This window comes from Bacillus capparidis (assembly GCF_017832095.1).
In the GTDB taxonomy this organism is placed as follows: Bacteria; Bacillota; Bacilli; order Bacillales; family Bacillaceae; genus Bacillus; species Bacillus gobiensis.
Genome location: NZ_JAFDST010000003.1, coordinates 286,399 through 311,086 on the forward strand (window position 1 = coordinate 286,399; position 24,688 = coordinate 311,086).

At 40.6% G+C, this 24,688-nt stretch carries 21 protein-coding genes; 16 read left to right on the top strand and 5 right to left on the bottom strand.

The window, feature by feature from the left end:
• Positions 1-10: 10 nt before the first annotated feature.
• On the bottom strand, positions 11-2,110 hold the full coding sequence (locus JOC74_RS14975) for a BglG family transcription antiterminator (protein WP_211086199.1): 2,100 nt from the start codon (positions 2,108-2,110) through the stop codon (positions 11-13).
• A gap of 243 nt (positions 2,111-2,353) precedes the next feature.
• On the opposite strand from JOC74_RS14975, the gene JOC74_RS14980 reads away from it, so the two are divergent.
• Together JOC74_RS14980 and JOC74_RS14985 are read left to right on the top strand one after the other, a co-directional pair.
• On the top strand, positions 2,354-2,803 hold the full coding sequence (locus JOC74_RS14980; RefSeq protein ID WP_053605457.1) for a GNAT family N-acetyltransferase: 450 nt from the start codon (positions 2,354-2,356) through the stop codon (positions 2,801-2,803).
• Positions 2,804-2,922: 119 nt separating this feature from the next.
• Positions 2,923-3,150, top strand: a complete 228-nt coding sequence (locus JOC74_RS14985; RefSeq protein WP_376773397.1) for a hypothetical protein — start codon at positions 2,923-2,925, stop codon at positions 3,148-3,150.
• A gap of 114 nt (positions 3,151-3,264) precedes the next feature.
• Here JOC74_RS14985 and JOC74_RS14990 read toward each other — a convergent pair whose 3' ends face one another.
• Positions 3,265-5,019, bottom strand: coding sequence for a DUF2207 domain-containing protein (locus JOC74_RS14990; protein ID WP_053605458.1), 1,755 nt, complete (start codon positions 5,017-5,019; stop codon positions 3,265-3,267).
• A gap of 126 nt (positions 5,020-5,145) precedes the next feature.
• Here JOC74_RS14990 and JOC74_RS14995 point away from each other — a divergent pair, with 126 nt between their 5' ends.
• A complete protein-coding gene (locus tag JOC74_RS14995; RefSeq protein ID WP_053605459.1) occupies positions 5,146-5,919 on the top strand; it encodes a class I SAM-dependent methyltransferase in 774 nt (257 codons plus the stop codon).
• Positions 5,920-6,132: 213 nt separating this feature from the next.
• On the opposite strand, the gene JOC74_RS15000 is transcribed toward JOC74_RS14995, so the two are convergent.
• On the bottom strand, positions 6,133-7,002 hold the full coding sequence (locus tag JOC74_RS15000) for an NAD(P)-dependent oxidoreductase (protein WP_053606196.1): 870 nt from the start codon (positions 7,000-7,002) through the stop codon (positions 6,133-6,135).
• 201 nt (positions 7,003-7,203) lie between these two features.
• Here JOC74_RS15000 and bioB point away from each other — a divergent pair, with 201 nt between their 5' ends.
• The 6 genes from bioB to JOC74_RS15030 all read left to right on the top strand — a co-directional run bounded on the left by bioB (position 7,204) and on the right by JOC74_RS15030 (position 14,556).
• Positions 7,204-8,187, top strand: a complete 984-nt coding sequence (gene bioB / locus JOC74_RS15005) for a biotin synthase BioB (RefSeq protein WP_053605460.1) — start codon at positions 7,204-7,206, stop codon at positions 8,185-8,187.
• Between the two features lie 37 nt (positions 8,188-8,224).
• Positions 8,225-8,776, top strand: coding sequence for a biotin transporter BioY (locus tag JOC74_RS15010; protein WP_082364246.1), 552 nt, complete (start codon positions 8,225-8,227; stop codon positions 8,774-8,776).
• A gap of 16 nt (positions 8,777-8,792) precedes the next feature.
• The gene (locus tag JOC74_RS15015; RefSeq protein WP_053605461.1) at positions 8,793-10,259 is read left to right on the top strand and encodes an AMP-binding protein; all 1,467 of its coding nucleotides are present in this window, start codon (positions 8,793-8,795) and stop codon (positions 10,257-10,259) included.
• On the top strand, positions 10,255-11,349 hold the full coding sequence (locus JOC74_RS15020; protein WP_082364248.1) for an acetyl-CoA C-acyltransferase: 1,095 nt from the start codon (positions 10,255-10,257) through the stop codon (positions 11,347-11,349). Before JOC74_RS15015 ends, JOC74_RS15020 begins: the two co-directional genes overlap by 5 nt.
• A 118-nt stretch (positions 11,350-11,467) precedes the next feature.
• A complete protein-coding gene (locus JOC74_RS15025) occupies positions 11,468-13,303 on the top strand; it encodes a cache domain-containing sensor histidine kinase (RefSeq protein WP_053605463.1) in 1,836 nt (611 codons plus the stop codon).
• Positions 13,303-14,556, top strand: a complete 1,254-nt coding sequence (locus JOC74_RS15030; protein ID WP_053605464.1) for an extracellular solute-binding protein — start codon at positions 13,303-13,305, stop codon at positions 14,554-14,556. Before JOC74_RS15025 ends, JOC74_RS15030 begins: the two co-directional genes overlap by 1 nt.
• An 86-nt stretch (positions 14,557-14,642) precedes the next feature.
• On the opposite strand, the gene JOC74_RS15035 is transcribed toward JOC74_RS15030, so the two are convergent.
• Positions 14,643-17,021 carry a glycoside hydrolase family 97 protein gene (locus tag JOC74_RS15035; RefSeq protein ID WP_211086200.1) on the bottom strand — a complete coding sequence of 793 codons (2,379 nt, stop codon included), beginning with the start codon at positions 17,019-17,021 and terminating at the stop codon, positions 14,643-14,645.
• 816 nt (positions 17,022-17,837) lie between these two features.
• On the opposite strand from JOC74_RS15035, the gene JOC74_RS15040 reads away from it, so the two are divergent.
• The gene (locus tag JOC74_RS15040; protein WP_211086201.1) at positions 17,838-19,415 is read left to right on the top strand and encodes a response regulator; all 1,578 of its coding nucleotides are present in this window, start codon (positions 17,838-17,840) and stop codon (positions 19,413-19,415) included.
• Between the two features lie 86 nt (positions 19,416-19,501).
• Here JOC74_RS15040 and JOC74_RS15045 read toward each other — a convergent pair whose 3' ends face one another.
• Positions 19,502-21,127 carry an L-lactate permease gene (locus JOC74_RS15045; RefSeq protein ID WP_053605466.1) on the bottom strand — a complete coding sequence of 542 codons (1,626 nt, stop codon included), beginning with the start codon at positions 21,125-21,127 and terminating at the stop codon, positions 19,502-19,504.
• 284 nt (positions 21,128-21,411) lie between these two features.
• Here JOC74_RS15045 and JOC74_RS15050 point away from each other — a divergent pair, with 284 nt between their 5' ends.
• The 6 genes from JOC74_RS15050 to JOC74_RS15075 all read left to right on the top strand — a co-directional run bounded on the left by JOC74_RS15050 (position 21,412) and on the right by JOC74_RS15075 (position 24,688).
• Positions 21,412-22,155 (top strand): YqjF family protein, encoded by a 744-nt coding sequence (locus JOC74_RS15050; protein ID WP_053605467.1) that lies wholly within the window; start codon positions 21,412-21,414, stop codon positions 22,153-22,155.
• A gap of 341 nt (positions 22,156-22,496) precedes the next feature.
• On the top strand, positions 22,497-23,042 hold the full coding sequence (gene gvpQ / locus JOC74_RS15055; protein ID WP_053605468.1) for a gas vesicle protein GvpQ: 546 nt from the start codon (positions 22,497-22,499) through the stop codon (positions 23,040-23,042).
• Positions 23,043-23,065: 23 nt separating this feature from the next.
• Positions 23,066-23,329, top strand: a complete 264-nt coding sequence (gene gvpA, locus JOC74_RS15060) for a gas vesicle structural protein GvpA (RefSeq protein ID WP_053605469.1) — start codon at positions 23,066-23,068, stop codon at positions 23,327-23,329.
• Positions 23,330-23,357: 28 nt separating this feature from the next.
• Positions 23,358-23,624 carry a gas vesicle protein GvpO gene (gene gvpO, locus JOC74_RS15065; RefSeq protein WP_053605470.1) on the top strand — a complete coding sequence of 89 codons (267 nt, stop codon included), beginning with the start codon at positions 23,358-23,360 and terminating at the stop codon, positions 23,622-23,624.
• A 39-nt stretch (positions 23,625-23,663) separates the two neighbouring features.
• Positions 23,664-24,434, top strand: a complete 771-nt coding sequence (locus tag JOC74_RS15070) for a GvpL/GvpF family gas vesicle protein (protein WP_053605471.1) — start codon at positions 23,664-23,666, stop codon at positions 24,432-24,434.
• A complete protein-coding gene (locus JOC74_RS15075; protein ID WP_053605472.1) occupies positions 24,431-24,688 on the top strand; it encodes a gas vesicle protein GvpG in 258 nt (85 codons plus the stop codon). Before JOC74_RS15070 ends, JOC74_RS15075 begins: the two co-directional genes overlap by 4 nt.

The window sequence follows — 24,688 nt, forward strand, 5'->3', positions numbered from 1 at the left end:
CCTCCGTAAGTTATTTTAATGAGTATTTTTTAACAAGTGATAAAACATCTTCAGCAGTTTCTGCCTGGATAAGTTTTTCGGTATTGCCTGGTTCTGATAGCAATTCTGTCAGCTGTGATAATGCTTTCAAATGGGTTTCATTATCAATAGCTGCGAGAACAATGATCAATGATGCTTTGTGTTTCTCTTGATTCGAAAAGCTGACTGGGCTTTTTACACGAAGAAAACTCATCCCCAGTTTGTCGACTCCATACTCAGGCCTCGCATGAGGAATGGCGATGTTTGGAGCGATGACGACATAAGGGCCAAGCTCTTGAACATTTTTCACCATCGCTTCCACGTAACTCGGTTTAATGCTTTCGTTTGCAAGCAGTGGAGCGGAAGCGAGCTGAATCGCTTCTTCCCAATTGGAAAGTTCCTTACGAAATTGAATCGTTTCTTCGGTAAGCAATTCATCTAACATCGGCTTATGGGCCTCCTTTTTTAATGAATGATGGGAAGAAATAAAGTGCTGCAGCTTCTCTTTCAGAGGTTCCCGCTGCTTGATGATTGCGTGCTCTTCAATCATGGCCATCAGCAAATCGATTTCTATTGCTGGTTCAGCATCATTGAAAAGATTCCTTACCTGCTGGACGACGTTTTCCCGGTCCTTTTCATCCAAAAGGGCGGGAACGTAAATCACGGGTGCCCATTTTTGTTTGATAAAGGATGTCGAAAAAACGATATCAGCATCAAAAGGGTTCCGATTGTATTCCCGCACTGAAACCGTGTGGGTCACCATCATCTCGGGCAGCAGGGTTTCAAGCTGGGAACGAAGCATGCCGGAAGCGGCGATCCCATTTTCGCAAACGACGATGGCTTTATAGTTTTTTGAAACATATTGGTTTTTACGGCTTAGCCAACCGCCAAAATGCATCGCTACGTAGGCTATTTCCTCATCCGGAATGGTTTTTCCGACAAAGGATTCTAAGTGAGACAAGGATCGCTTTGTTAAATAAAATACTTCCGGATACTGCTTTTGAATGTCTTTTAAATAAGAGTTAGTAATTGGGATACTGTACTTTAACCGGTAATAAGCAGGCTTCAAATGCGTTAGCAAATTTTCTTCAAGCTGCTTCCGGTCATCAAAAATTAAGCACCCAATCAGCTGAAAGTCATCAATGATTTTTTTGATGACCATCTGGAGCTGCTTGATTTCTTTAGTGCCGGCAGATGCGATATGTTCGCGATGGACACGTGACCCAAGCAGCTGCATCGTCAGTAAGAGCCTTTCATGGAAGGGAAGCGTGTGAAAGCCGTTTTTCTTAAGCTCGTCATTCAGTTCTTCAACCGCTTGATAAGCGTTCGTTTTTTCCAAAATGTTCATTTCCTCTTCGTCGATAGAAACGGTTGAGTTATCTGATTTTCGTTTTACGACGATCAGAAGCTGCAGAATTAAAAATTGGACAACCTCTTCGGTGAAAGAAACATTCAGTTTCTTTTCGATTGAGGCTACTTCGTTTTCTAAAAAGATGAGCAGTCGGTCGTCTGTATTACCTGAAGACGGATTCAGCATTTCATAGAGCTTCTCATGCAAATGCCGGGAATCTTTTGATGAAAGTACGTCACTGATCAAAGTCGTTAAAAGCTGACGCTTCGCCTGTTCAGATCCGATAAGCTCGTAGCCTGATCCTTTCTCATAAGAGAGGGTAATTCCCAAAGGATTTATCGAATCGGCTGCTTTTTTTATATCGCGAAAAATGGTTCCTCTGCTTACTTGTGTTCTTTCCATTAGGTCATGCAGTGAGGAAGTTTCGCTCTGAGTCAACAGGGAAATCAAAATAATGCAGATTCGTTCCTGCCGGGATAACCGATATTCCCATTCATCCGTGAGTTTCAAGCGGGAAGCGAGATGATCGCGAGTACGTTCTGATAAATAAAATCCCTTGCCGTACGCTTTTTCTACCGGAGATAATCCTTCCCGTTCAAGCCATCCATTAATTTGGTCAATATCGTAATAAATGGTTCGCTGTGAGACCCCTAGTCTTTCCTTTAGAAGATCGATGCTGACCGCTCCATTGGATTGATAAATCAAGTTCAATATGGAGGTTCTTCTTTGATCAAGGACCATATGCAAAAGCCCCCTTACTTGATGCCATAATTTGCAAAAATAGACGCTTCGTTTTCTTCTTCTCTCTACACTTGTTAGTATACTCCTTTTACAAACTGTATGTAAGGGTTTTCGAAGTATAATAGTTGAGTAGCTTCATTTTGCAAAATGATACTTTTGTCGTTCGGGACGTTTCCAGTATTGAAACCTGGCAAGAAAATGGTTTAATTAAACTAATATTGAAAAGCTGGAGGCTTAAGGTTCATGATTAAAAAACTAAATGCCACAGATAAGGAAACAGCCAAGAAAATGATCGATGTCCAGCTGCCTTCCTATAAAGCAGAAGCAGAATTAATCGGCTTTTACGGGATTCCCCAGTTAAACGATACGGTTGAATCGATCATGGAAAACGATGAGATATTCATTGGATATTTTTTCGACGAAGAATTGGCAGCTTTCATTTCATATACCGAAGAACAAAATGAATTTGATATTTGCAGGCTGGTTGTCCATCCGAACCATTTTCGCAAAGGAATTGCGAAAAAGCTGTTGGAGCATGTACTTAAGAATAGAACGAATGGCAAAAAAGTGATTGTCAGCACGGGAGCAAAAAACGTTCCAGCCAAAAATCTTTATGCTTTTTTTGGTTTTGAAGAAGTGAAGAATATTGAAGTTGCACCGGGGATTTTTCTTACTTTTATGGAGTTAATGTAGAGAAACAGTTAATTTCAATTAATCTCAAATTTATATGTTAAAGAGTACTAATAAATAGTGGTTTTCCCTCTTTTTTCAAGCGGAAGTTAGATATAATTTAACCAATAAATCAAAAAGAGGTGCAGCATTTGAAAAAAGTCCTAATGTTTTTTCTATGCCTTGCTGTTGTTTTGACAACATCTGCTTGTCAAAAAAAATATACTGGTGAGTATAAACAATGGGGAATGACGGCCAAATTGGTTGATACTGATAAACTAGAAAAGCATAACATTCCATATAAAATTGAAGATGGTCAAGTTTATATTCCTGAAGATGCCTATGAGGATGCTCTATTCTGCTGCTCATAACAAAAAACAGGAGACACAAAAGCTCCTGTTTTTTTGTTATTTTCCTGTAGTGTCGCTTGTTGTTCGATGTGAACTACCTTATTAGGGCAGGCTTCAAGGAATCGATCGTTTATTTTAAAAGGCACCAGATCCGCCTCCTCCTCCACCAACTCCGCCTCCTCCTCCACCAACTCCGCCTCCTCCGCTAAACCCGCCACCTGTATTGGATGAACCGGCTGCAGTGCTTGAGGCAGCTAATCCTGCTGAATGAAAGCTAGGAGATATTGAGGCTGTGAGAATCATAAGGGTGGTTATGTCAATCGAGTAAAAGCTTGGCTGAATGTCATTTGAACTGGCTCTATTACTGGATCGATGAAAGGCGTTCTCAAGCTCTTCATGTTTTTTGTATAAGCTATTGTCTTTTATACCCATTCCGTAGATGAAAGAACGCAATCGCTCATCTTCCGTCCAAGTGCTCCACTCATTTTCAGTAAGATATGGGAAGTTATTTTTGAATCGATTCCACTTATAAAACGTTGCCGCTCCTTTTTCGCTTTTTGGTCGGTAAAAAATCGCATACCCGATCAAAAAGAGGAAAGTTGGCAATGAGAGAAAGAACAAGCCAAAAAGGTCATACAACGGAAATAAAAAGAGAAATGGCAATAAGATTAAGCTCGATAAGCCGACAGTTGAACGATATATTGTATTTTTCTCGTAAAAAGCTTGGTCTTTGATTTCGTTCTTAACGGCATACTGCCATTTTGTCTGGTTGGAAAGGTATTTATTGTGATTTTTCTTCTGTTTTGTATACCTAGCCAGGTCATCTAAACTGAAAGTGCCGTTTTTCCCGATTTTGTCAAACAGCCATTCCATCAAAATTTCTTCGTGGCGTAAAGCGCCTTTTCGAGTAATAATTCGAAATTGATCGTCAGAAATGTTTTCAATATAGCCTTTGTGTAGCAAATCCATCAATCCCGCTGCAACTGTATCTGAAGAAAATGCTCCTTTATTTGTATAAAAAATCGTTGCCGGTATGCTCATACTTTCTTCCGGAATCTTGTTTGATGTTGCCGCTTCTTCCTTCTCAAGCATTAGCTTTAAGTCTCTGCTTCGTTTCCAGGAATAAAGGAGGATTGCAAGTATAACGAGACCAAAAGCTGGGATAAGTACTTCGCCGATAGTAGAAAGCTGCTTCTTCATCCTCGCATCTTCAGCAGCTTGATCTATCCCCTCCTGCTCAGCCGCCAGGATTTTCTCCTTCATCGGCTTATTCGACATATTGGAAGCGGCAGAAAATAGCTTGTTGTCATAGGCGACTCGAATATCACCTTTTGTACCATCGGGAACCTCTTCAAAGGAAAATTTGACGGATCCGTCCGGTTGAATCGCTTCTTTATTAAAAGCTTCATCATAGCCAAAAGCTATCACATCTTCTGTTGTTTTTTCGGGTGGATGAACTGTGACCGTAAGATTTTCATAGGTTGATTCATTGTTATTATCGAAGAAAGGCCAATAAAACTCTGCTGCATCTGAATATACACTTACTCCATTCTTTATAGAGTAATGAAGGTCGACAGAAATCGTTTCATAGCTGCCTGCTCGGTGAATTTTATAGGTATTTTCATCTTTTTCTGTTTTTAATGGTTTTCCGTTTTCATATGCTTTAAAATTTGAGATTTCCGTGCCTTTTTTGGCGATCAATTCTCTGGTGATCCCATTGAAATCATCGTCGAACTTATAAGTATGTGTCTCTTTAACATTAACATCGCCATTTTTTTGCAAATCAGCTTGTATTTGAGTATTAGTAATGGAATAATCAATGGCAAAGGTAAGAACAGGAAAAAGTACTAGTGCAGCCGACATGACAAGAATAGAAATCAATCGTTTCATTATTTAATCACCTGCCTTTAGTATGTTATACGAAGAAACAGAGAAAAGGTTTTAAAAAAAGAGAGTGTATATGGATCATCTGTTTTAAATATATACTAATAAAAAAGTAGGCTAGGAGAGAAGAAGATGGGGGACAACAATGCAACAAAGGATTATTGGGACGCAAGCTTATATGATGGAAAACACGCCTTTGTTTCTAACTTTGGAAATGATGTAATCAAACTTTTAGACGCAAAAAAAGGTGAACGTATCCTTGACCTGGGATGCGGCACAGGGGATTTAGCACACTCGTTAACTGAGATGGGTGTGACAGTTGTCGGGTTTGATAAGTCGAAAAATATGATTGATCAAGCAAAGGCTAAGTATCCGAATATTGTTTTTGGTGTTAGTGATGCAACAGAATTAGACTATCAAAATGAATTTGATGCGGTGTTTTCAAATGCTGTCCTTCATTGGGTTAAGCCTCCAAAGCAGGCGCTGCAATCAATCTATCAAACACTGAAGCCAAAAGGCAGATTTGTCGCTGAATTCGGCGGAAAAGGAAATGTTAAAATCATTACAGATGAAATTCTGAATCAATTTAAGAGCTATGAAATTAACTTTTCTGATGAGCAGTTCCCATGGTATTTTCCGAGTATTGGCCAATATTCAACATTGATGGAGGAAGTCGGGTTTAGAGTCATGCATGCACAGCACTTTGATCGTCCGACGCCGTTAGATGGGGAACACGGCTTAAGAAACTGGTTGGAAATGTTCAGCGGCGGGATGTTTGAAGGAATCTCAAACGAATTAAAAAATGAAATCTTCAACAAAATCGAAACCAACGTAAGAGAAACATTATATCTAGATGGCTGTTGGTTTGCTGATTATAAAAGGATCCGTGTCATTGGAGTGAAATAGAACGATGAGGAGGAATTGTGCAATTAATTAAGTCTTCTGTGCAATTATTAGCTATTACTGTGCAAAAATAGCGACTACCTGTGCAATTATTGCAACAGTTTGTGCAAATAATCAATTGAACTGTGCAATTCCCACGCTTCATTGTGCAATTCCTATACGTTTTTCGCAAAAAAGGGCGACCCACACAACTCGTGAGCCGCCATCACCATCTTCTCAGCTATTTTGTTCTTTCAATTCTAAAAAGATTGCTGATAAATCCAACTCGCCTTTTCCGTGTTCTTTAGCCGATCCGTAGGTTTGATCTGCAGCTTTAGTCAGCGGCAGGGAGGCGCCGTTTTTGTCTGCTTCTTTTAAGGCAAGACCCAAATCCTTCGACATCAGCTTCAGCATGAACGCAGCAGGGAATTCTTCTTTCTCAAACAACTGTTTTTTGCCGGTAACGAGCGGGGTTCCTACCGCAGAGGCAAGGATCATTTCTAGGGTGTTTTCTTTTTCAAGACCTAATTTTTCGGCAAGCAGCAAGGCTTCAGATGCTCCCTGCATCGTAATTCCCAGCAGCAAATTAATGACAAGCTTGGCTGAGGCGCCTTTTCCGTTTTCGCCGAAATGTACGGTCTTTTTGCCCAGTATATCAAAGATCGGCTGTACCTTCTGGATATCTTCTGCGTTTCCTCCCGGTAATATTACCAGTGTACCGTCTTCTGCAGGCTTCACAGATCCTGATACGGGTGCATCGATGAAAGCCGCCTCTTTTGTACGGACAAGCTCTGAAAAAAGTACCGAATCCTCAGGGCTGACTGTACTCATGTCGATAACGATTTTGCTGTGATCTAATCCAGCCAGGATTCCTTCTTCCTGTTCCATCACATCCTTAACCGCAGCACCGTCCGTCAGCATTGTAATTATGACATCTGATTTTTCCGTCAGTTCCTGTGGTGTCTCGCATAGGATCGCGCCTTCGTCGGCCAAGCCTTGTGCTTTTTCTTTCGTCCGGTTGTACACATGCAAAGTGTAGCCGGCTTTGAGAACGTTTTTTGCCATCGGGGTTCCCATATATCCTAGTCCAATCCAACCGATTTTCAACAATGCAATCATCCTTTCCGTAGTTATCTCTCTTTATTTTAACAAATACGTCTTTGCCAATGATACTTTGGTGATTTCATAGGAAACATCTCCTACTCTTATAAAATTCAATTTGTATATTCAGAGAAAATATGATATTTTTTATGTTAACCAAAAATAAAATAGGTTAACATAAAAATGCTATATGGAGGGGTTGACCGTATGACCACGGATTGGCGATTGCTAGCACAGCAAGTTATGGAAGGGTACGAAGTCACAGAGGAAGAGGCTTTGTCAATTATACAAGCTCCTGACGAAGAAATGCTTGATATCTTACAGGCAGCTTTTCTTATCCGCCAAAAGTATTATGGGAAAAAAGTAAAGCTCAATATGATTATTAATACGAAATCAGGGCTTTGTCCGGAGGATTGCGGATATTGCTCGCAATCGATAGTGTCCGAAGCTCCGATTGATAAATATGCATGGCTGACCAAGGAGAAAATTGTTGAAGGAGCCCGGGAATCTGTTCAAAGAAAAGCAGGTACATATTGTATCGTTGCTTCAGGAAGAAGGCCAACCAGTAAAGAAATTGATCATGTTATCAGTGCGGTAGAAGAGATTCGCGAGACGACGGATTTGAAAATTTGCTGCTGTCTCGGATTTTTAAATGAAGAGCATGCAAAAAAACTGGCGGATGCGGGTGTTCATCGCTACAATCATAATCTGAATACGAGTGAACAAAACTATGAAAATATTTGTTCTACCCATACATATGATGATCGGGTTGATACGGTCGTGAATGCGAAAAACTCCGGCATGTCACCTTGTTCAGGGGCAATTTTTGGCATGGGAGAATCCGATCTGGAGGCGGTTCATATCGCAAAGTCTCTGCGCGAATTAGACGCTGACTCCATTCCATGCAATTTTCTGATCCCAATTGACGGGACGCCACTTGAAGGACGCACCGACCTGAATCCGCGAAAATGTTTAAAGCTTCTCGCGATGATGCGTTTTGTGAACCCTTCGAAGGAAATTCGGATATCAGGAGGAAGAGAAGTCAATCTTCGTTCTTTGCAAGTAATGGGCCTTTATGCGGCAAATTCGATTTTTGTCGGGGACTATTTAACGACGATCGGACAAGAGCCAACAGCCGATTGGGGAATGATCGAGGATCTTGGGTTTGAAATTGAAGAATGTGCCTTATGATAAATAGAAAAGCAAAAAATTTTAGGAGGAGTCTTCTTTGAAAGTACGAGACATTACGTTTATTTCATTATTTGCTGCAGTTATGGGGGTGCTGGGGCTTGTTCCTCCTATAGTACTGACCTTTAGCCCAGTGCCAATTGTTCTTCAAAATTTTGGTGTGATGCTTGCCGGCGGACTGCTTGGTGCAAGACTTGGCGCCTGGAGCCAGGCGATATTCTTAATGGTAGTGGCGGCCGGAATGCCGCTTTTGAGTGGAGGACGAGGCGGCCTCAGTGTTTTTGTCGGACCGAGTGCTGGATACTTATTCGGTTATATCATCGTTGCCTTTACCATCGGGTATATTCTTTCCCGATTTCGTGTGGTAACCTTTATAAAGATATTGATCACTAATGTGTTAGCGGGAGTATTCTTGCTGTATGTATTTGGAGTCCCCGTTCAAGCTTTTGTCATGAATACTTCATTAGCAGGAGCATTAATATCAAGCTGGGTTTATCTTCCTGGAGATTTGTTAAAAGCGGTACTTGCTGCTTATCTAGTGAACAGGTTAAGAAAATCCCCGGTATTTCAGAAAAAGGCGGCTAGTATTTAGGAAAAGGAGATAAAGAATGGCAGCGATAACCCAGACCTACGACAAGCATCGTCAAAATCAACCTGAGCGCATCGCTGTTCAGATGGGCCATGAATCGATTACTTATCGAGAGTGGCAGGAGTTGGTTGCAAAAACAGCAAACTGGCTGACATCTCTGGATAAAGTGAATCGGACGATAGGAATTCTATTACCTAATGGAATTCCCTTTCTGCAGCTCTTCGCAGGGGCGTCTTCGGCAGGATTGACAATAGTCCCTCTCGATCCAAAATGGAAAAAAGAAGAGTTAGAAAAAAGATTACAGCTCTGCTCTCCTTCCTTCGTGATTACGACAAAGAAAATGAGCAGCGCGTTAGATACCATTGGATGTAATAGATTACTTTGGGAAAATTGCAAAGCTGATATTCAATGTGCACCACAGGATGAACCTGATGAAGTAAGCGGGGACCTTCCGTTTTTCATGGGGTTTACTTCGGGTTCAACGGGAGCACCTAAAGCCTTTGTCCGCTCGCATGATTCCTGGATTGAAAGCTTTGCCTGCAATCGGGTGGATTTTAACATGCATGGCGATGAACACGTCGTTATTCCGGGAGCACTTATTCATTCCCATTTTTTATATGGCGCTATAAGCACGTTGTATCTCGGAGGAACGGTGTATTTGCTAGAGAAATTTTCCCCATCTCAAACAATCTCTTTCATTGAAGCACATTCGATTACGACCGTTTTTATGGTCCCAACAATGATAGAAGCGCTTATGAGAGAAAAACGCATAATAAACAAGCCTCTAACGATCATTTCCTCTGGAGCGAAATGGGAAGCCGATTCAAAACGGCGGATACGGGACACCTTTTTCAATTTGACGATGTATGAATTTTACGGAGCCGGTGAACTAAGCTTCATTACTGTTCTTTCCGATCAAAACAATAGGCAGAAGCCTAGGTCAGTAGGCAAAGCGTGCCACAATGTCGAAATCAAAATAGTAAAGTCAAACCAAGAAGCCGCGCTCCCGAATGAAGTCGGAAAGATTTATGTACGAAGCAAGATGATTAGTATGGGATATGTACATGAAGGCTCAGAAGAGATTCATTCACTTCAGGATGAGTGTGGCTGGAGTTCTGTGGATGACATGGGATATTTGGATGAGGATGGATTCTTGTACATAGCTGGACGAGAAAAAAATATGATTCTCTATGGCGGCATGAACATTTTTCCCGAAGAAATTGAAGCCGTGCTCACACTACATCCTGAAGTTGAGGAAGCTGCCGTAGTGGGAATTTCAGATCCATACTGGGGACAGGTTGTGACTGCGGTTATCAAAGGGAGTGCTTCGAAACCCGAATTAAGAAGGCTTTGCCAGAGCAAGCTAGCCTCATATAAAGTTCCCCGAAAATGGCACTTTTTCGATGAAATTCCTCATACAACAAGCGGAAAACTCGCAAGGCAGCAAATGAAGGAAATGTTGGAAAGCAAGGTGAGCAGACATTAAGAGAGCGGTTATTGTCCAAGCAAAACGAACGCCGATAGGAAAAGAAAACGGCATGTTAAAACACTTGCAGCCCCACGAATTGGCTGCTCCTCTTCTTAAACAATTAAGCAAGGGGATCGAAGAGGAAGTTGACGATGTCATTCTTGGAAACGTTGTTGGGCCGGGCGGAAATGTTGCAAGACTGTCTGCTTTAGAGACAGGTCTTCCTTATGATGTTCCGGGAATGACGATAGACAGGCAATGCAGTGCCGGGCTGGAGGCTGTTCGAATCGCCTGCTACTCCATTCAAGGAGGGGCAGGCCGTTGTTATATTGCTGGAGGAGTGGAAAGCGCGAGTACTTCTGCTTTTGAAAAACGTGCACGGTTTTCACCTGAGTATATCGGAGATCCAGATATGCCATTGGCCGCAGAATATGTCGCTAAAAAATATGGTATATCAAGAGAAAAGCAGGATAAGTATGCATTAAGAAGCTATGAACGGAGCCGGGAAGCTTTTCAAACTGGAGTATACAATCAGGAAATACTAGCGATAAATAACATAGATACAGACGAGGAGCTGTTGCGTGACCGCAATATGGAAAGGCTCATAAATCGGGCAAGACCTATAATTGCTAATGAGCACGGCACCGTTACGGCGGCAAACAGCTGCGGTATTCATGACGGGGCATGCGCTGTTTTAGTCATGGAAGAAACGATGGCAAAACAACAAGGGTATCAGCCGGTATTACGGTTCATTGACAGCCAGGTGTCCGGTGTTCACCCGCACATTCCGGGAATTGCGCCTGTTCCCGCAATTTTGCAGCTGTTAAAGAGGAACGAGTTAACAATGGAGGACATAAGCTTTGTTGAATTAAACGAAGCGTTTGCCTCAAAGGTTGTCGCTTGTGCGGAAGAACTGTCCATCCCTTACGAAAAATTAAATGTTAGCGGCGGCGCCCTTACATTAGGTCATCCTTACGGAGCATCCGGCGCCGTTTTGATCACACGTTTATTTTATGAGGTACAAAAAAGCAGGCAGGCAAAGTATGTCCTTGCGGCTATTGGAAGCGGCGGGGGAGTTGGGGTTGCCATGTTGTTTGAGAAGGTGTAAGAGTCAAATAGTTTTTTAAATAAAAATATAATAAATTTCTCACCTTATATTCATACCATTAAATTTTTCTGCCGTATCATGTATACTTATCGGACAGTACAGATAAAGGTGGAGCCTCATGATTCGAACTTTCCTGTTTTCCAACCGCTTTGTGTTTAAGATTATACTAGTTTTTCTATTTGTTATCTTATTGCCTACCTTTATTCTAAGTTGGGCTTTTAATATGCAATCTGAATCTGTTGTAAAGACAAACGTACGTGAAAATACGATTCAAACCACTAAACAAACGGCGGATTCTCTTTCTTTTATTTTTAACTCGGGCAGCGACACATCGGATTTTATTTTCAGCAATACAGACATTCAAAAAGCGATAATGAACATGAATAGAAGCTCGGCTGAAGAGCAGCGTCGGATTTTTCAATACATGAATAACACGTTGAATCAAATTGTTTACTCAAACTCCTTCGTCAAAAATGTCTATGTTTGGAAAGAAGAGGGCAGCGGCTGGGGCGGCAGTACATTTTCTCCTTATATGTATCATCCATCCATGTACAAGCTAATGCGGATTCGTGTGTCTAATCAGGAATGGATAAAGGAAGCCAAACAGAAGGATGGCGAACTGGCTTGGCGGGGGTTGCAGTTTGACCGTTTGATCGGAGGGGGTGCCAATACAGACCTGATTCTTCCTATCGGGAGAGTTGTTAAAAACTTCAACGATATGAATCACATAGGGTTTATGCAGGTGAATTTAAATGGGCATTCTATCTTAAACATCCTCGAGCAGCTAAAGCTTGGGAAGACAGGAAGATTTTTTGTTGTAGATCAGCAAGGTAAAATCATGATCCATCCTGATCTTAATCTGATTAACAAGAGTGTGGAAACTCCGGATTTACTCAAAAAAATTGTGGACAAAGATGTTGTAGAATTCGAATATACCTTAAATGGAAATCCGCATTATGGGGTCAAGCAGCCCTTGAGTAACGGATGGATGATCGTGGGAACTGTGCCGGTTTATGAAATTACCGGACAATTGGATCGGTTGCAGACCTTTATTTTGATTTCTTCCGGAGTTCTCATCATGCTTTCTATTGGTATCGGTCTATTAATGGTAAGCAGAATAACAAAACCGATCAAGCAGCTTACTCTGGATATGAGGAAGGTAAAGAATGGGGATTTAAAGGTAAGGACAAATGTAAGGTCCAACGATGAAATCGGTCTAATGAGTCAGCAGTTTAACAGCATGCTTCAAGAAATCGAAAAGCTTATGCATAAGGTAAATGAAGAGCAGGATCAAAAACTACAAGCGGAGCTAAGAGCCGTCATGCACCGGATTCATCCCCATTTTCTTTTAAATACATTAAATATGCTATGGTGGTCGATTAAATCAAATCAGAATGATCGAGCTGCTCTAAGTTTGAAGTCATTAATCCGCCTTTTGGAAGCACATATGGGTAAAAGCGGAAGTATGATTACATTGGAAGAGGAAATAGATTTTCTGCGGAAATATATTACCATTTTAGAGCTTCGATATGAAAAGACCTTTAAACTGGATTTGGAAGTGGAGCCAGAAGCGGAGAAGCTTGTTATTCCTCGTATGCTGCTCCAGCCACTGGTAGAAAATGCAATTTTCCATGGGATTATTCCCAAGGAAACGGACGGACGTATCTTAATCCAAGTTCATACAAGAGATAATTATACAGAATTTCTAGTCACTGACGACGGTATAGGTATCCGTGAGGAGAAGCTGAAAATATTAAATGAACCGGAGAAGGCTAAGGCCAAGGGTGAAATGGGTATTGGTCTGCTGCACGTTTACGATATGCTTCGCTTTTATTATTCTGATTGCTCTGAGTGGACGGTCACAAGTAAACTGGGAGAAGGGACAACCGTCTGTATCTTACTCGGAAATCCTGCGATACCTAATTCCTTAGATAATAAAAGGAGAAACGTTTAATGGCACGGTGGATATCAATTTTGTTGATCCTTGTTATTGCTACCGGATGTGAAAGATCGAAAATCATCACTTCGGATGAGCCACAAACGCATCATGAGAATAAAGAGAATGTAATCGAGTTTTGGCATACATACAGCGACACAGAAAGCAGGATTTTGGAACGGGAGATGATTCCTGCTTTTGAACGCCAATTTCCTAATATAAAAGTAATAGCTGTAAGGAAACCTTATAACACGGGACTGAAAAACACATTGATTGCTCGGGCTTCATCCAACCGCGGTCCTGATGTGGTCAGAATGAAATTGGACTGGATTCCTGATTTTTATCAAAACAGGCTGATTATGCCTTTAAATACTTTTCCTGATTTCCAAAAAGTCCGTCATACGCTTAATCATAAGACGATGTCAGCGGGCTTCTACCAGAATCAATATTATTCTCTTCCCATGGATTTTCTCGTACAGGTGGCTATCTTTAACCGGGAGCTTTTGAATAAAGCGGGGTATTCGGAACCTCCTAAAACAATGAAGGAAATTTTGGAACTTGCCAGTCAACAGCATCATACTATTGGACTTGGAGGCTTGGATACATGGAGAACGCTTCCATATATATTCGGCCTTGGGGGTTCGCTGACCGATGCTAAGTTTACTAAGGCAACCGGGTATTTAAATGGAGAAGCAACAGTACAGGCGGTGGAGAAGCTTCTGTATCTTTATAATAAAGGGCTGATTGATCACATGGTAGGAGAAGAAGGGGGAGACAATTGGGAAGGTGTAAAAAGCGGTAATGTGCTTATAACGGGCGAGGGGCCATGGTTTTACAACATATGGACCGATAAGGAATTGGACAGGTCTTTAAAAAATACTCTACCTATTCCTTTCCCCCATAATAAAGGGCCATCTTCAATCCTGGACGGCGATCATTTGGTTATTATGAAAGGGAGCAAACATCCTGATGCTTCTTGGACATTTCTGAAATGGATGTCCAGTAAAGAGGCTCAGTTGATGATGTCGAAAGTAGGGATTTTTCCAACGAATTTAGAAGCAGCAAAATCGATAAATTCTAATCGGGATTCTTACACTATTCCGTATAAAGAGGCTCTGGATCATGCTTACCATAGGCAATCGGTAAAAAATTGGAGTGAAATCGATGAGGTTTACACTCGCTATATGCGTAAAATATTCCTAGGGGAAATCTCTGTAAAAGAGGGACTGACCCGTGCGGCAAAAGAGATTGACCGTTTATTGGCCGTATAACGTTCAGAATGAAAGCGATCTGGGCATATCACGAGAAGAGAAAAAAAGAGGCCGTCAAATGACAGCCTCTTCGTCAATTTTATCGTCTATTCTTCGACGATTATTTTCGTTTGCTTGGATGTTCCATCAATCGAAAGGTTATATTCTCCAGCTTTATCAAAATGAACAGTAAATGTCTGTTGTTTTTTCTCTCCAGGGGCAAGACGGATATAGTGTTGTTTTATTATTGTGTCATCAACTTTTAATTTCAGTTCATCGCCTAATGGCGTTTGACTGTTGTTCTCAGCATCTAAGCGGACTGAAACTGTTTGGCCGGCTTTTACTTTCTTAGGGGCTTTTAATTTCCCGTAGCCAAGGGTTTTTGATTTGTAGTCAGGATAATTCTTCAAATCTTTTTTTGATGCTGGCTCCAAACTAATGGCATGTCCTCCGCTGCCAACCATGGAAGCCGTAATCTTATCCTTTGAATCTACGATAACTTTATCGATGGATACTTCGGTTGGGTTATTTTCCATGTCCGCTTCAGAACCGTCACTATAAATCGTTGCGACATATTTTTGATCTTTTTCAAGGAATTTAAGTGGTACTTGAATATTTTTCGGATCTCTATCGGTTAATGTTCCGACAAACCATTTATCCCCTTTTTTGCGGGCAATCGATAGATATTCATCGATTTCTGCATCAAGTACTTTCGTATCGTCCCAGCTTGCCGGTACATCTTCGATAAACTTAAATTCAGGCTGGTTGCGATAATGTTCTGGAAGGTCGGGAGCCATCTGCAAACCGCTGAAAATGACAGGGTAATAGGCAAGCTGACGGGCTCTTGTCGTCCATACACGTGTATCTTGATCATTTGGATCATATTTAAGATTGAAGATACCTCCGTTATAATCCATCGGTCCACCTAATCCAGCAGTAAACGGAAGTGTCACCGTGTGTTCAGCTGGATTTCCTGTATCTCCACCGTTGTATTCCATACCACGGAAAGTCTCACGACTCATCATATTCGGATAGGTCCGACGTTCACCGGTATCTTTAATTGTTTCATGAGCATCTACCATCAGGTCATACTTAGCAGCTGTCGTAAGAACCTTACGGAAATGGTTGACCATGAATTGGTCACGGTGATGATGGCCTTCAGGCTCAACAATTTTCGGAGTGCCGACGTATCCTGTCTTAATGGAATGAATCCCTAATTCTTTGTAATAAGCGAAAGTCTTCTCTAGTTGATTTTCATAATTTGTAATGTTTCCGCCTGTTTCATTATGAGCAACGAAATCAACGCCTTTTTTCTTGCCGTATTTAACTACTTCCTCTAAGTTGAAGCGCGGGTTTGACTTGATATAGTTTTGGTCGCTCCAGCCTTCAGGGATTGGACCGTCCCAGCCGTCATTCCATCCTTCAGCCAAAACGGAAGTAATATTGTGTTCGCTCGCAAAGTCAATATATTTTTTCGCGTTTTCGGTCGTGGCTCCAACTTTGTCACCCGGTGCCCAAGTGGATTGCATTTTGTGCATTTCCCACCAGATACCCATGTATTTTTGAGGTTTGATCCAAGAGGTATCTTTAATTTTATTTGGTTCGTTTAAGTTTAACATCATATCGGACTCAATTAGGTCACCGGCCTTATCACCGATCATAATGGTCCGCCATGGTGTTTTATGAGGAGCTTCGACTTTTGCTTTTACACCATCTGGCAAAGGAACGATTGCACTTTTAAAGCCGTATTTTACATCCTTGATTGGTTCAATTGTCATTTCGCCATAGTCAACCAAATCTGCTTCATTGAGAGCTAGATAAGCATTTTTATCGGCCTTCATCGTAATAGGAGTATTTGCCGCTTTCATTTTATCTAACGTGGTTTCCTTATAAAGATGTTCATATAGTTCAAAGTCTTGCGGTGTCCACCATGATTTGAAATTGCCGGCAAAGCGGAATTCCGTATCTTCATTCATAATGTCAAACTTTTTGAGGTTTTCTTGTTCAGGAAAGACATAACGAAAGCCTACTCCGTCATTAAACACACGGAACTCTACATGTAAATCTCGATGGGGAGCAGCTTTTTCCTTAAGTTTCACTCTCAGTTCATTGTAGTGGTTTGTTATTTCTTCTTTTTCATCCCAAACCGGCTTCCATTTTCCATTTTCTGTTTTTACTTCAGTACCGACGATTTCGAAGTTTTCTTTAAGATCCGGTACATCTTTTAAATCAAACCCTAATTGGGAACGATCGATTAAATTTTTATTATTGAATTTAACCTGATAAAATGGTCTTCCCTTTTCTCCTAAGCCAACTTGAACATTAATCTTACTGTCTGGTGATTTAACCACAAGCGAGTTTTTTTGTTCGTCTGCAAATGTATTGTTTGCACTTAATGTCATTAGAACAAGTAAAAGTAAGAGCAGCGTTACGCTTACAATCAGTTTTTGATACCTGTTGGTACGAAAATCAAAAATTTTCATCATTACCGATCTTCCTCCATCATTTAATTAGTCGTCAACTGACGCTACAAACCGGCCACGATAGATAGCCTGTGGCTATAAGTCCGAATTAGTTAGAATTTGCTTGAATTTTTTTGTGTTTCTCTTTTAGCGGGATTTAAACACTTGTTCTTTCTTCGGTTTAACGCTGTTATGTAGCTCCAGCGAGCAAGGCTAGATGTAGTTGTTCTGAACTTTTAATTCTTGTAAACCTCTCTCCTTTCTGAAAACGGAAATTGACATAAAAGCTACTTTAATATAATTAATTGGTGAGGTAGCACTCCCCTTTCTTTTTAAATTCCCTCTTAAAAAGGGGTTACCTATAAAATAAATATTAAAGACAACTGATTCAATGGAGAGTTTGTACCGAAAAAGCGTATAAGCCAGAAATATAGAAAAGAAAGCGTTTTATTGTTTGTGGATAGATAGGTGTTAAGGGAATTAAATACTGACATGATGAGGATTTTAACACTATACACTAAAAAGCAAAAAAATATTTTTATGCGAGTTTCATTGGGAAAATATACAATTACATAGTGCGTAGGTATATGTTAAATGAAGTAATAAAAACCATTAATTTACTTAGATTCTACTATGTTAATATTATTTAAGTAATATAGGGGATTGAATTGCTAAAACCATCTTAATATAGTGATTCAATATTATGTAATATGAATATCTCAATGGATAAACCAAAATTTGTAATAGTGAAAATTGCATTGTATTATGAACCTCAACATGTAAACATTAAGATAGATATTATTGCTGAATTCAGATTTTGCTGATAATGGAGGAGTTACCATGTATCGAGTTGTTATCGTTGATGACGAACCGATCAGTCGCAATGGAATTGAAGCCTATATCGATTGGGAAAAGGAAGGTATGTCGGTAGAAGCTATTTGTGCCAGTGGGGAAGCGGCCTTGAATACAATAAAAAATCGTTCCGTTGATATTCTCATTACAGATATCCTCATGCCTGTAATGAACGGAATTGAACTGATGAAGCAAGCGTTCGAGCTTGAACCTAATCTCAAAGTTATTATGCTTAGTAGCTACAGTGATTTTGAATATGTAAGAGAGGGTCTCAAGCTAGGCGCTGTCGATTACATGCTAAAGTCTGCATTAGAACCGGAAGATCTTCTAGCCGTCCTGCATCGTTGTATTTATATGCTGGAGGAAGAACGAAGAAAAGAAGCGGAATTTTATCATTATCAACATGAGGCAATTTACAAGGAACGGAAATATATCGAGCAGGAAATCAAAAGGCTGATGGTTCAAGAACAATTTTCACATTCATCAATGGATTGGGCTCCTGCATGGTTAAAACAACATCGATATGCTTGTATCTACCTTACGTTGGACCGGGTGAATGAATTAAGGGAAAATCAAGGATATCTGCACGTTCAATTATTATTGGAAGAATTGCAGGAAATGTTTTATGAGCAGGTAGATGAAGGCTGCGCGATGTTGTCAGGTGAAAGAAGTTTATTTATATTAATTCCAGAAAGCGTACGTAATTGGGGTCTCAGGCTTCTCCGATTGAAACGATTCGTTGAAACTGAATTAGACATTTCCATTTCTGCCGGCTATAAGATTGAGCAGGGAATATCCCGAGTTCTAAAGGGATTATTCGATAGCCGCACTGCTTGTCAAAGAAAATTTTTCGAAGGCTTAGGTTGCATATATCGATGGAAGGGACCATCCTTAAACGAGGAAACAAAAAAGCCTGAAACAGAGCCGCCTGATTGGGACCCCTTTTTCGAAATTATTCGTAACGGGGATCCGGTTCACACTGCGGTTGAATTTGCGAGTAATCATTGGGAAAATAAACGATTGGAACCGGAACAAATAAAACAAGAGGCTTACGAGCTTTTTAACGACATGAATAAACTGCAAGGAGAGTCAGGGCAGCTTCTTTCTGAACAGCTTGTTTTGCTTGAAAGGTCAGAAACATTAGAGGAAATAACATTGCTTCTGAAATGTGGATTGGAAGAAATCGGAAGGACCTTTATCCCTAGACTTCCCGATAATGGAAACGGGGGGCAGCTGATTACAAAGGCGTTGGATTATATTGCCGATCATTATAAAGAGAACGTAACACTGCAGAGCGTAGCGGATACAGTGCATGTCAGTAAAAATTATTTCAGCATTCTTTTTAAAAAACAAACAGGCTATAACTTTATCGATTATCTGATGGAAATGAGAATAAGGGAAGCTAAGCGGCTCTTGATTGAAGAGAACAGCCGTATTTATGATGTTGCTGAAACCGCCGGATTCAATAGTGTGAAATATTTCAACAAGCTGTTTAAAAAAATGACCGGACTTACCCCGTTAGAATATAGGGAAAAGCACAAGGAAGCAGGTTCGTATATAGTTTAACAAGTTGGCGTTTAAAATTAGAATTAGCTCAGATACGGAAAAAGGACGTGAATCCCATTGATTCATGTCCTTCTTGTGTAATTACTTTATATCCCGAATAATGATAACAAATAAGTCCAGGCAGCAATGATCACAAGCAATAAAAGACTGTACTTAATCGTCATGCGCAAAAGCGTAGATTCCTGCCCTGTTTCGTTAACAGAAGCCGTGGCAATTGCAATGGATTGCGGTGAAATTAGCTTTGCCATGACACCTCCGCTCGTATTGGCAGCAAGTAGCAGAGAAGAACTTGTGCCGATTTGTACTCCTGTTACCACTTGGAGGTTGCCGAACAGAGCGTTGCTGCTGACGACAGAGCCGGTGATAAATACGCCGATCCAGCCAAGAACAGGTGATAACAGCGGGAACATATCTCCTGTTTTTGCGAGGGCAAGACCAATTGAAGAGGAAAGCCCTGCATAATTGGCAAGGTTCGCAAATCCCATAATAAGACAGATGGTTATGATCGGAACCTTAAGCTCTTTCAGAGTATCCCCTAAACCTTTAAAGCCTTGTTTGACATTCATATTCCTGCTTAGTACAACTGTTATCAAGCAAGCAATAAGGATTGCTGTCCCTGTGGCAGAAATGAAATCAAGCTTAAAGATGGCTGCCAATGGCGCTTCTGCTCCGGCGATCGGGGGGACTTTGACCACTTGGCCGTCCAGTCCGGGAATAGGCAAGAGCATGGTTGTTTTTTGCAAAATGCCGCCTTCAGTGAATAGATCTTTAAACGCAGGGAGACTCCAAATAGCAATCATTCCTGTAAGAATGTAGAAAGGTGACCAGGCACTAACGACTTCTTTAAGTGAGTGGTTTTCCTGAATACCGATGTCCTCCTCAGCGTTTTCGCGATAGATCGTTTTTGGCTCCCATGTTTTTAGAAAGACGGCAAGAGCTGCCATACTCGCTAATGCGGAAAGGATATTCGCAAGCTCTGGTCCCACGAACATCATGGTAACTGTTTGAAGAACAGTATAAACTCCGCTCACCACTAGTAAAGCAGGGAATGTTTCCTTTACTCCTTTCCATTTATCAAGAATGAAGACGAGCAGGAATGGAACGATAAAAGAGATAAATGGCAAGATCAAAGCAAGGGTGCGTGATAATTCAAGTGCTTCGAGATTCCCCATTTGCGCACCGACAATAACAGGTATACCGATTGCGCCAAATGCTCCTGATGCTGCATTTGCTATCAAGCAAAGCATTGCCGCTTTTAACGGGTGGAATCCGAGCTGGGCAAGCAACGCGGCTGAAATGGCAATCGGAACACCAAACCCCGCTGCACCTTCCAAAAAGGCGTTAAAGCTAAAACCGATAAGCAAGACCTGCAGACGCTGATCTCGTGAAATATTTGCAATGCTGCTGCGAATTACGTCGAATTTGCCGGTTTTAACGGCAATTTTATACAGCCAAACAGCCATAATAATAATGTATCCAATCGGCCATAAGCCGTTAGCAATGCCGTGTACTACAGCAGCAATTGCTTTAGTAAATGGCATTTGGAATAGCGCAACCGAAATAAATAAACTGATAATCAAAGTAAGAAGGGATGCAATCATGCCTTTCATTTTAAATAAAGTCAAGGCCAACAAGAAAAAGATGACAGGCAAAGCTGCGATAAGAGCTGATACATAGGTATTACCGAAAGGATTATAATCTTGAATCCACATACTCACTCACACTTTCTTTTTAAGACTTGTTTTCCCGAAAGATTGTGAAGTATTTCACAAATAAATAGTACACCATTTATCTCCATTTAGCAATTGGGGATGTGTAAACAATTTGTCTTTTTTGTTACAAAAAGAGAAAGCCATTTAGGGCTGCAAAAAAGAAGGCGATTCACCGACGAATCACCTTTATTGTAAATGAGTCGCTCCTTTTTTGTTCATTTTTTAAGCACAAAAGTGTTTAGAAATAATGTGAAGTGGGACAGAGTATTACAGGTGATGAAAAATTGAAATTAAATCATATAAATACAAGTCACAGACCATTTCCGCTTCCTAAAGTTCCATGGATACTACAACAAACCTGGGATGATGTACTGTTTTTACATTGGCCCGTTTCAGAGGCTATTCTTCGCGACCATATTCCCGCTCAACTTGATCTGGATAGATACGAAGGAACTGCCTGGGTCAGTCTTGTTTTATTTGAAGTGAACGGAATGAGGCCAAGAGCTTTACCGCCTATCCCATTTGTCCATTCCTTTCTTGAACTTAATGTAAGGACTTATGTGACATACAAAGGAAAACCTGGTATTTACTTTTTTAGTCTCGATGCCAATAGTCGTCTTGCCGTTAGAATGGCTCGTATTGGCTATTCTCTGCCCTATCATCTTGCAAAAATAGAGCTAAAAAGAAAGACTGGCAAAATTGAGTTTTCGAGCAGCCGAATTCATAAAAATAAACCAAAAGAGAGCTTACAAACAATTTATCGACCTACGGCTGAGGGATATTTTGCAAAAAAAGGAACTCTTGATTATTGGCTGACAGAACGCTATTGCTTATGGACGCAAAAAGGCAGAAGACTTTTTCGGACAGATATACTACATGAAAAATGGAAACTCCAAAAAGCCGAGGTAGAAATCCAAAAAAATTCAATGGCTCACTTTTTGCCTGCTTCAAGCTTGAGCAGCGATCCAGTCATTCATTATTCTCCATCGAAACGAGTGTTGTTCTGGCCGCCTTTGCCAGAAGATTAGCGATAATAGGTCAATCTGATGTGTCCTTATCATAAATGGCTTTGCTTCAGGCCAGTTTCAATTAACTAAGACAGCTCGAGCAGCTATCGCTCAGACTGTCTATTTTTTTAAAAAATATTTTCAAAGCCAATTTAGTAAATAAAATGAAATATTTTTAATAATAGCAACAATATCAGTGTCATCCTTAAGAGAAATAGGCCTGCTTCAAATTACAAGCAAATTACTTTTTACACAATCGATGAAATATATGGAAATATAACTATTGCAATGCAGTTTGCTGGTTTTTCAAAAAATTTATAGGGGTATAGCGTTTGTAATAGTCACAAGAAAGGGGTGAGGAAATGACTCGAAAAACATCTGGAGAAAACTCATCGTCAGAAAATACTTCTGAAAATCCAGGTGATGCGAGTGAGAGCCTCAAAGAGAAAGCGAAGAATGGACTGCAAAAAGCAGCTGTTGCATTGGTTAAGAAAGCCCCGAAGAAAGTGAAAGAAACAATTAAAGACGAAACAAAAGACCAGCTGACTAAACAGCTCAAAGCGAATTTTAAAAAAGAGCTTCATTCGAAGGCTGAGAATGCCTCTGAAAAATTAGAAAAAGCAAAAGATCAAAATGCTGAAAATGTACACGAAAAAGCCGAAATGGCCAAAGATAAGGTGCAGGATGTTTTATTCAATGTGAAGGATAAACTTAAAGATCTCAAAGAAGCTGGAGAAGAGTTTCAAGAAAAGGTTTCGTCTAAGAAAAAAGATTCTGGCTTGAAGAGTGTGAATGACATTAAAGGAGCTAACGATATAAAAAGTTCAAATCAATTAAAAAGCTCCAAGGATATCAAGAGCTCTAAAGATATCAAAAGCTCTAAAGATATTAAAACAATCTGTTCGTAATCATAGAAAGGAGAATGTTTCTAATGAGTGTTCAAAAAAGTACGGATAGTTCTAGTTTGGCTGAAGTGATCGACCGAATTCTTGACAAAGGTGTCGTTATTGACGTTTTCGCAAGAGTATCTCTTGTTGGAATTGAATTAATTACAGTTGAAGCAAGAGTAGTCATTGCGAGTGTGGACACATGGCTGCGTTATGCAGAAGCGGTGGGACTCCTTCGAGACGATATAGAAAAAGAAGGCCTTCCTTCACAGTCCAATGAAAGAGGTAATCAAGCGTTCAGTATTTAATCAAAGCTTAGAATATAGGTGACTAATCATGGAAATCCAAAGAATAATGAAAGCCGTCAATGATTTTTTTAACGAGCATGTGGCTCCTCCCCATAAAATCATATCAGTTGAATTGGCGGAGGATGAGGGCTGGAAAGTGATGATTGAGGTCATTGAAGAAAAAGATTATATGAAGAGATATGCTAAGGACGAAATGCTCGGTGTGTATCAAGTGTTTTTAAATAAGGAGATTGAAGTTGCGTCATTTTCGAGAAAAAGCTTTCGTTACCGAAGCTCGATTGGTGAAGAAGCGTAAGATGCGATTAGCGAAATGGCGATGGCAAAATAATAAGGAGTGAGCCGGTTGAGTCAAACGGGAATATACATTTTTTGCGGAATTCAGACCAAGGAAACATCCTCATTTGGTAAGGTGACGATCGAAGGAGAAGAGAGGTCAACCTTTACGATCCATTATAAGGACACGGCAATGGTGGCTGCTGAGGTTCCGATGAAGATCTATCACCCGAACAAAGAAAACCTGATGACTCATCAGAAGGTGATATCTTCAGTCATGGCCCAAAATGATACTGTCATTCCAATTAGCTTTGGAAATGTTTTTCAAACGAAAAGAGACGTGGAGGTTCTTCTGGAAAATCTGTATCCGCAGTTCGCAAAGCTCTTCCCTGAAATCAAGGGGAAAATGGAGCTTGGATTAAAGGTAATCGGAAAAAAAGAATGGCTGGAAACAGCAATCAAAGAGAAGCCAGAAGTGGAGAAAATGAAGCAAACGATGCAAGGAAAGTCACGGAATGCTCAATATTATGACCGTATCCGGCTTGGCGGCATAGCTCAAAATTTCTTTGCTTCTCTGCAAAATGAAGTGAAAAAAGACATTTTTGTTCCGTTAAAAGAAGATTCCATTGCGGCAAAAATCAATGAACCAATCGGAGAGACAATGCTTTTGAACGCTGCCTTTCTCATTGATCGCAGCAAGGAAGAACCATTTGATCAAAAAGTGAATGAAGTCCATGAGAAATGGAAGGATAAAGTTCAATTTAAATATTCCGGTCCATGGCCTGCTTATAATTTCATAAATATCAAGCTTAAAGTAGAGGAAGGCCGATGATCCATAAACTGTTCACTGTCCCGATGAACCTAGTCATTAAGGTCGGTGAAAAAGTGAAAGAAGAAGCAGATCGTGAGCTTTACGATCTGGATTTCATTCAACAAAAGCTGATACGCCTGCAAATGATGTACGAATTAGAGGAGATCCCTGAAAAGGTTTATAAGGAAAAAGAAGAAGAACTGCTCATGCGATATGAGGTCGCAAAAGCACGCGAATTGGAAGAATGGGAAGCCATGACAAAGAAGCAGAGGTGA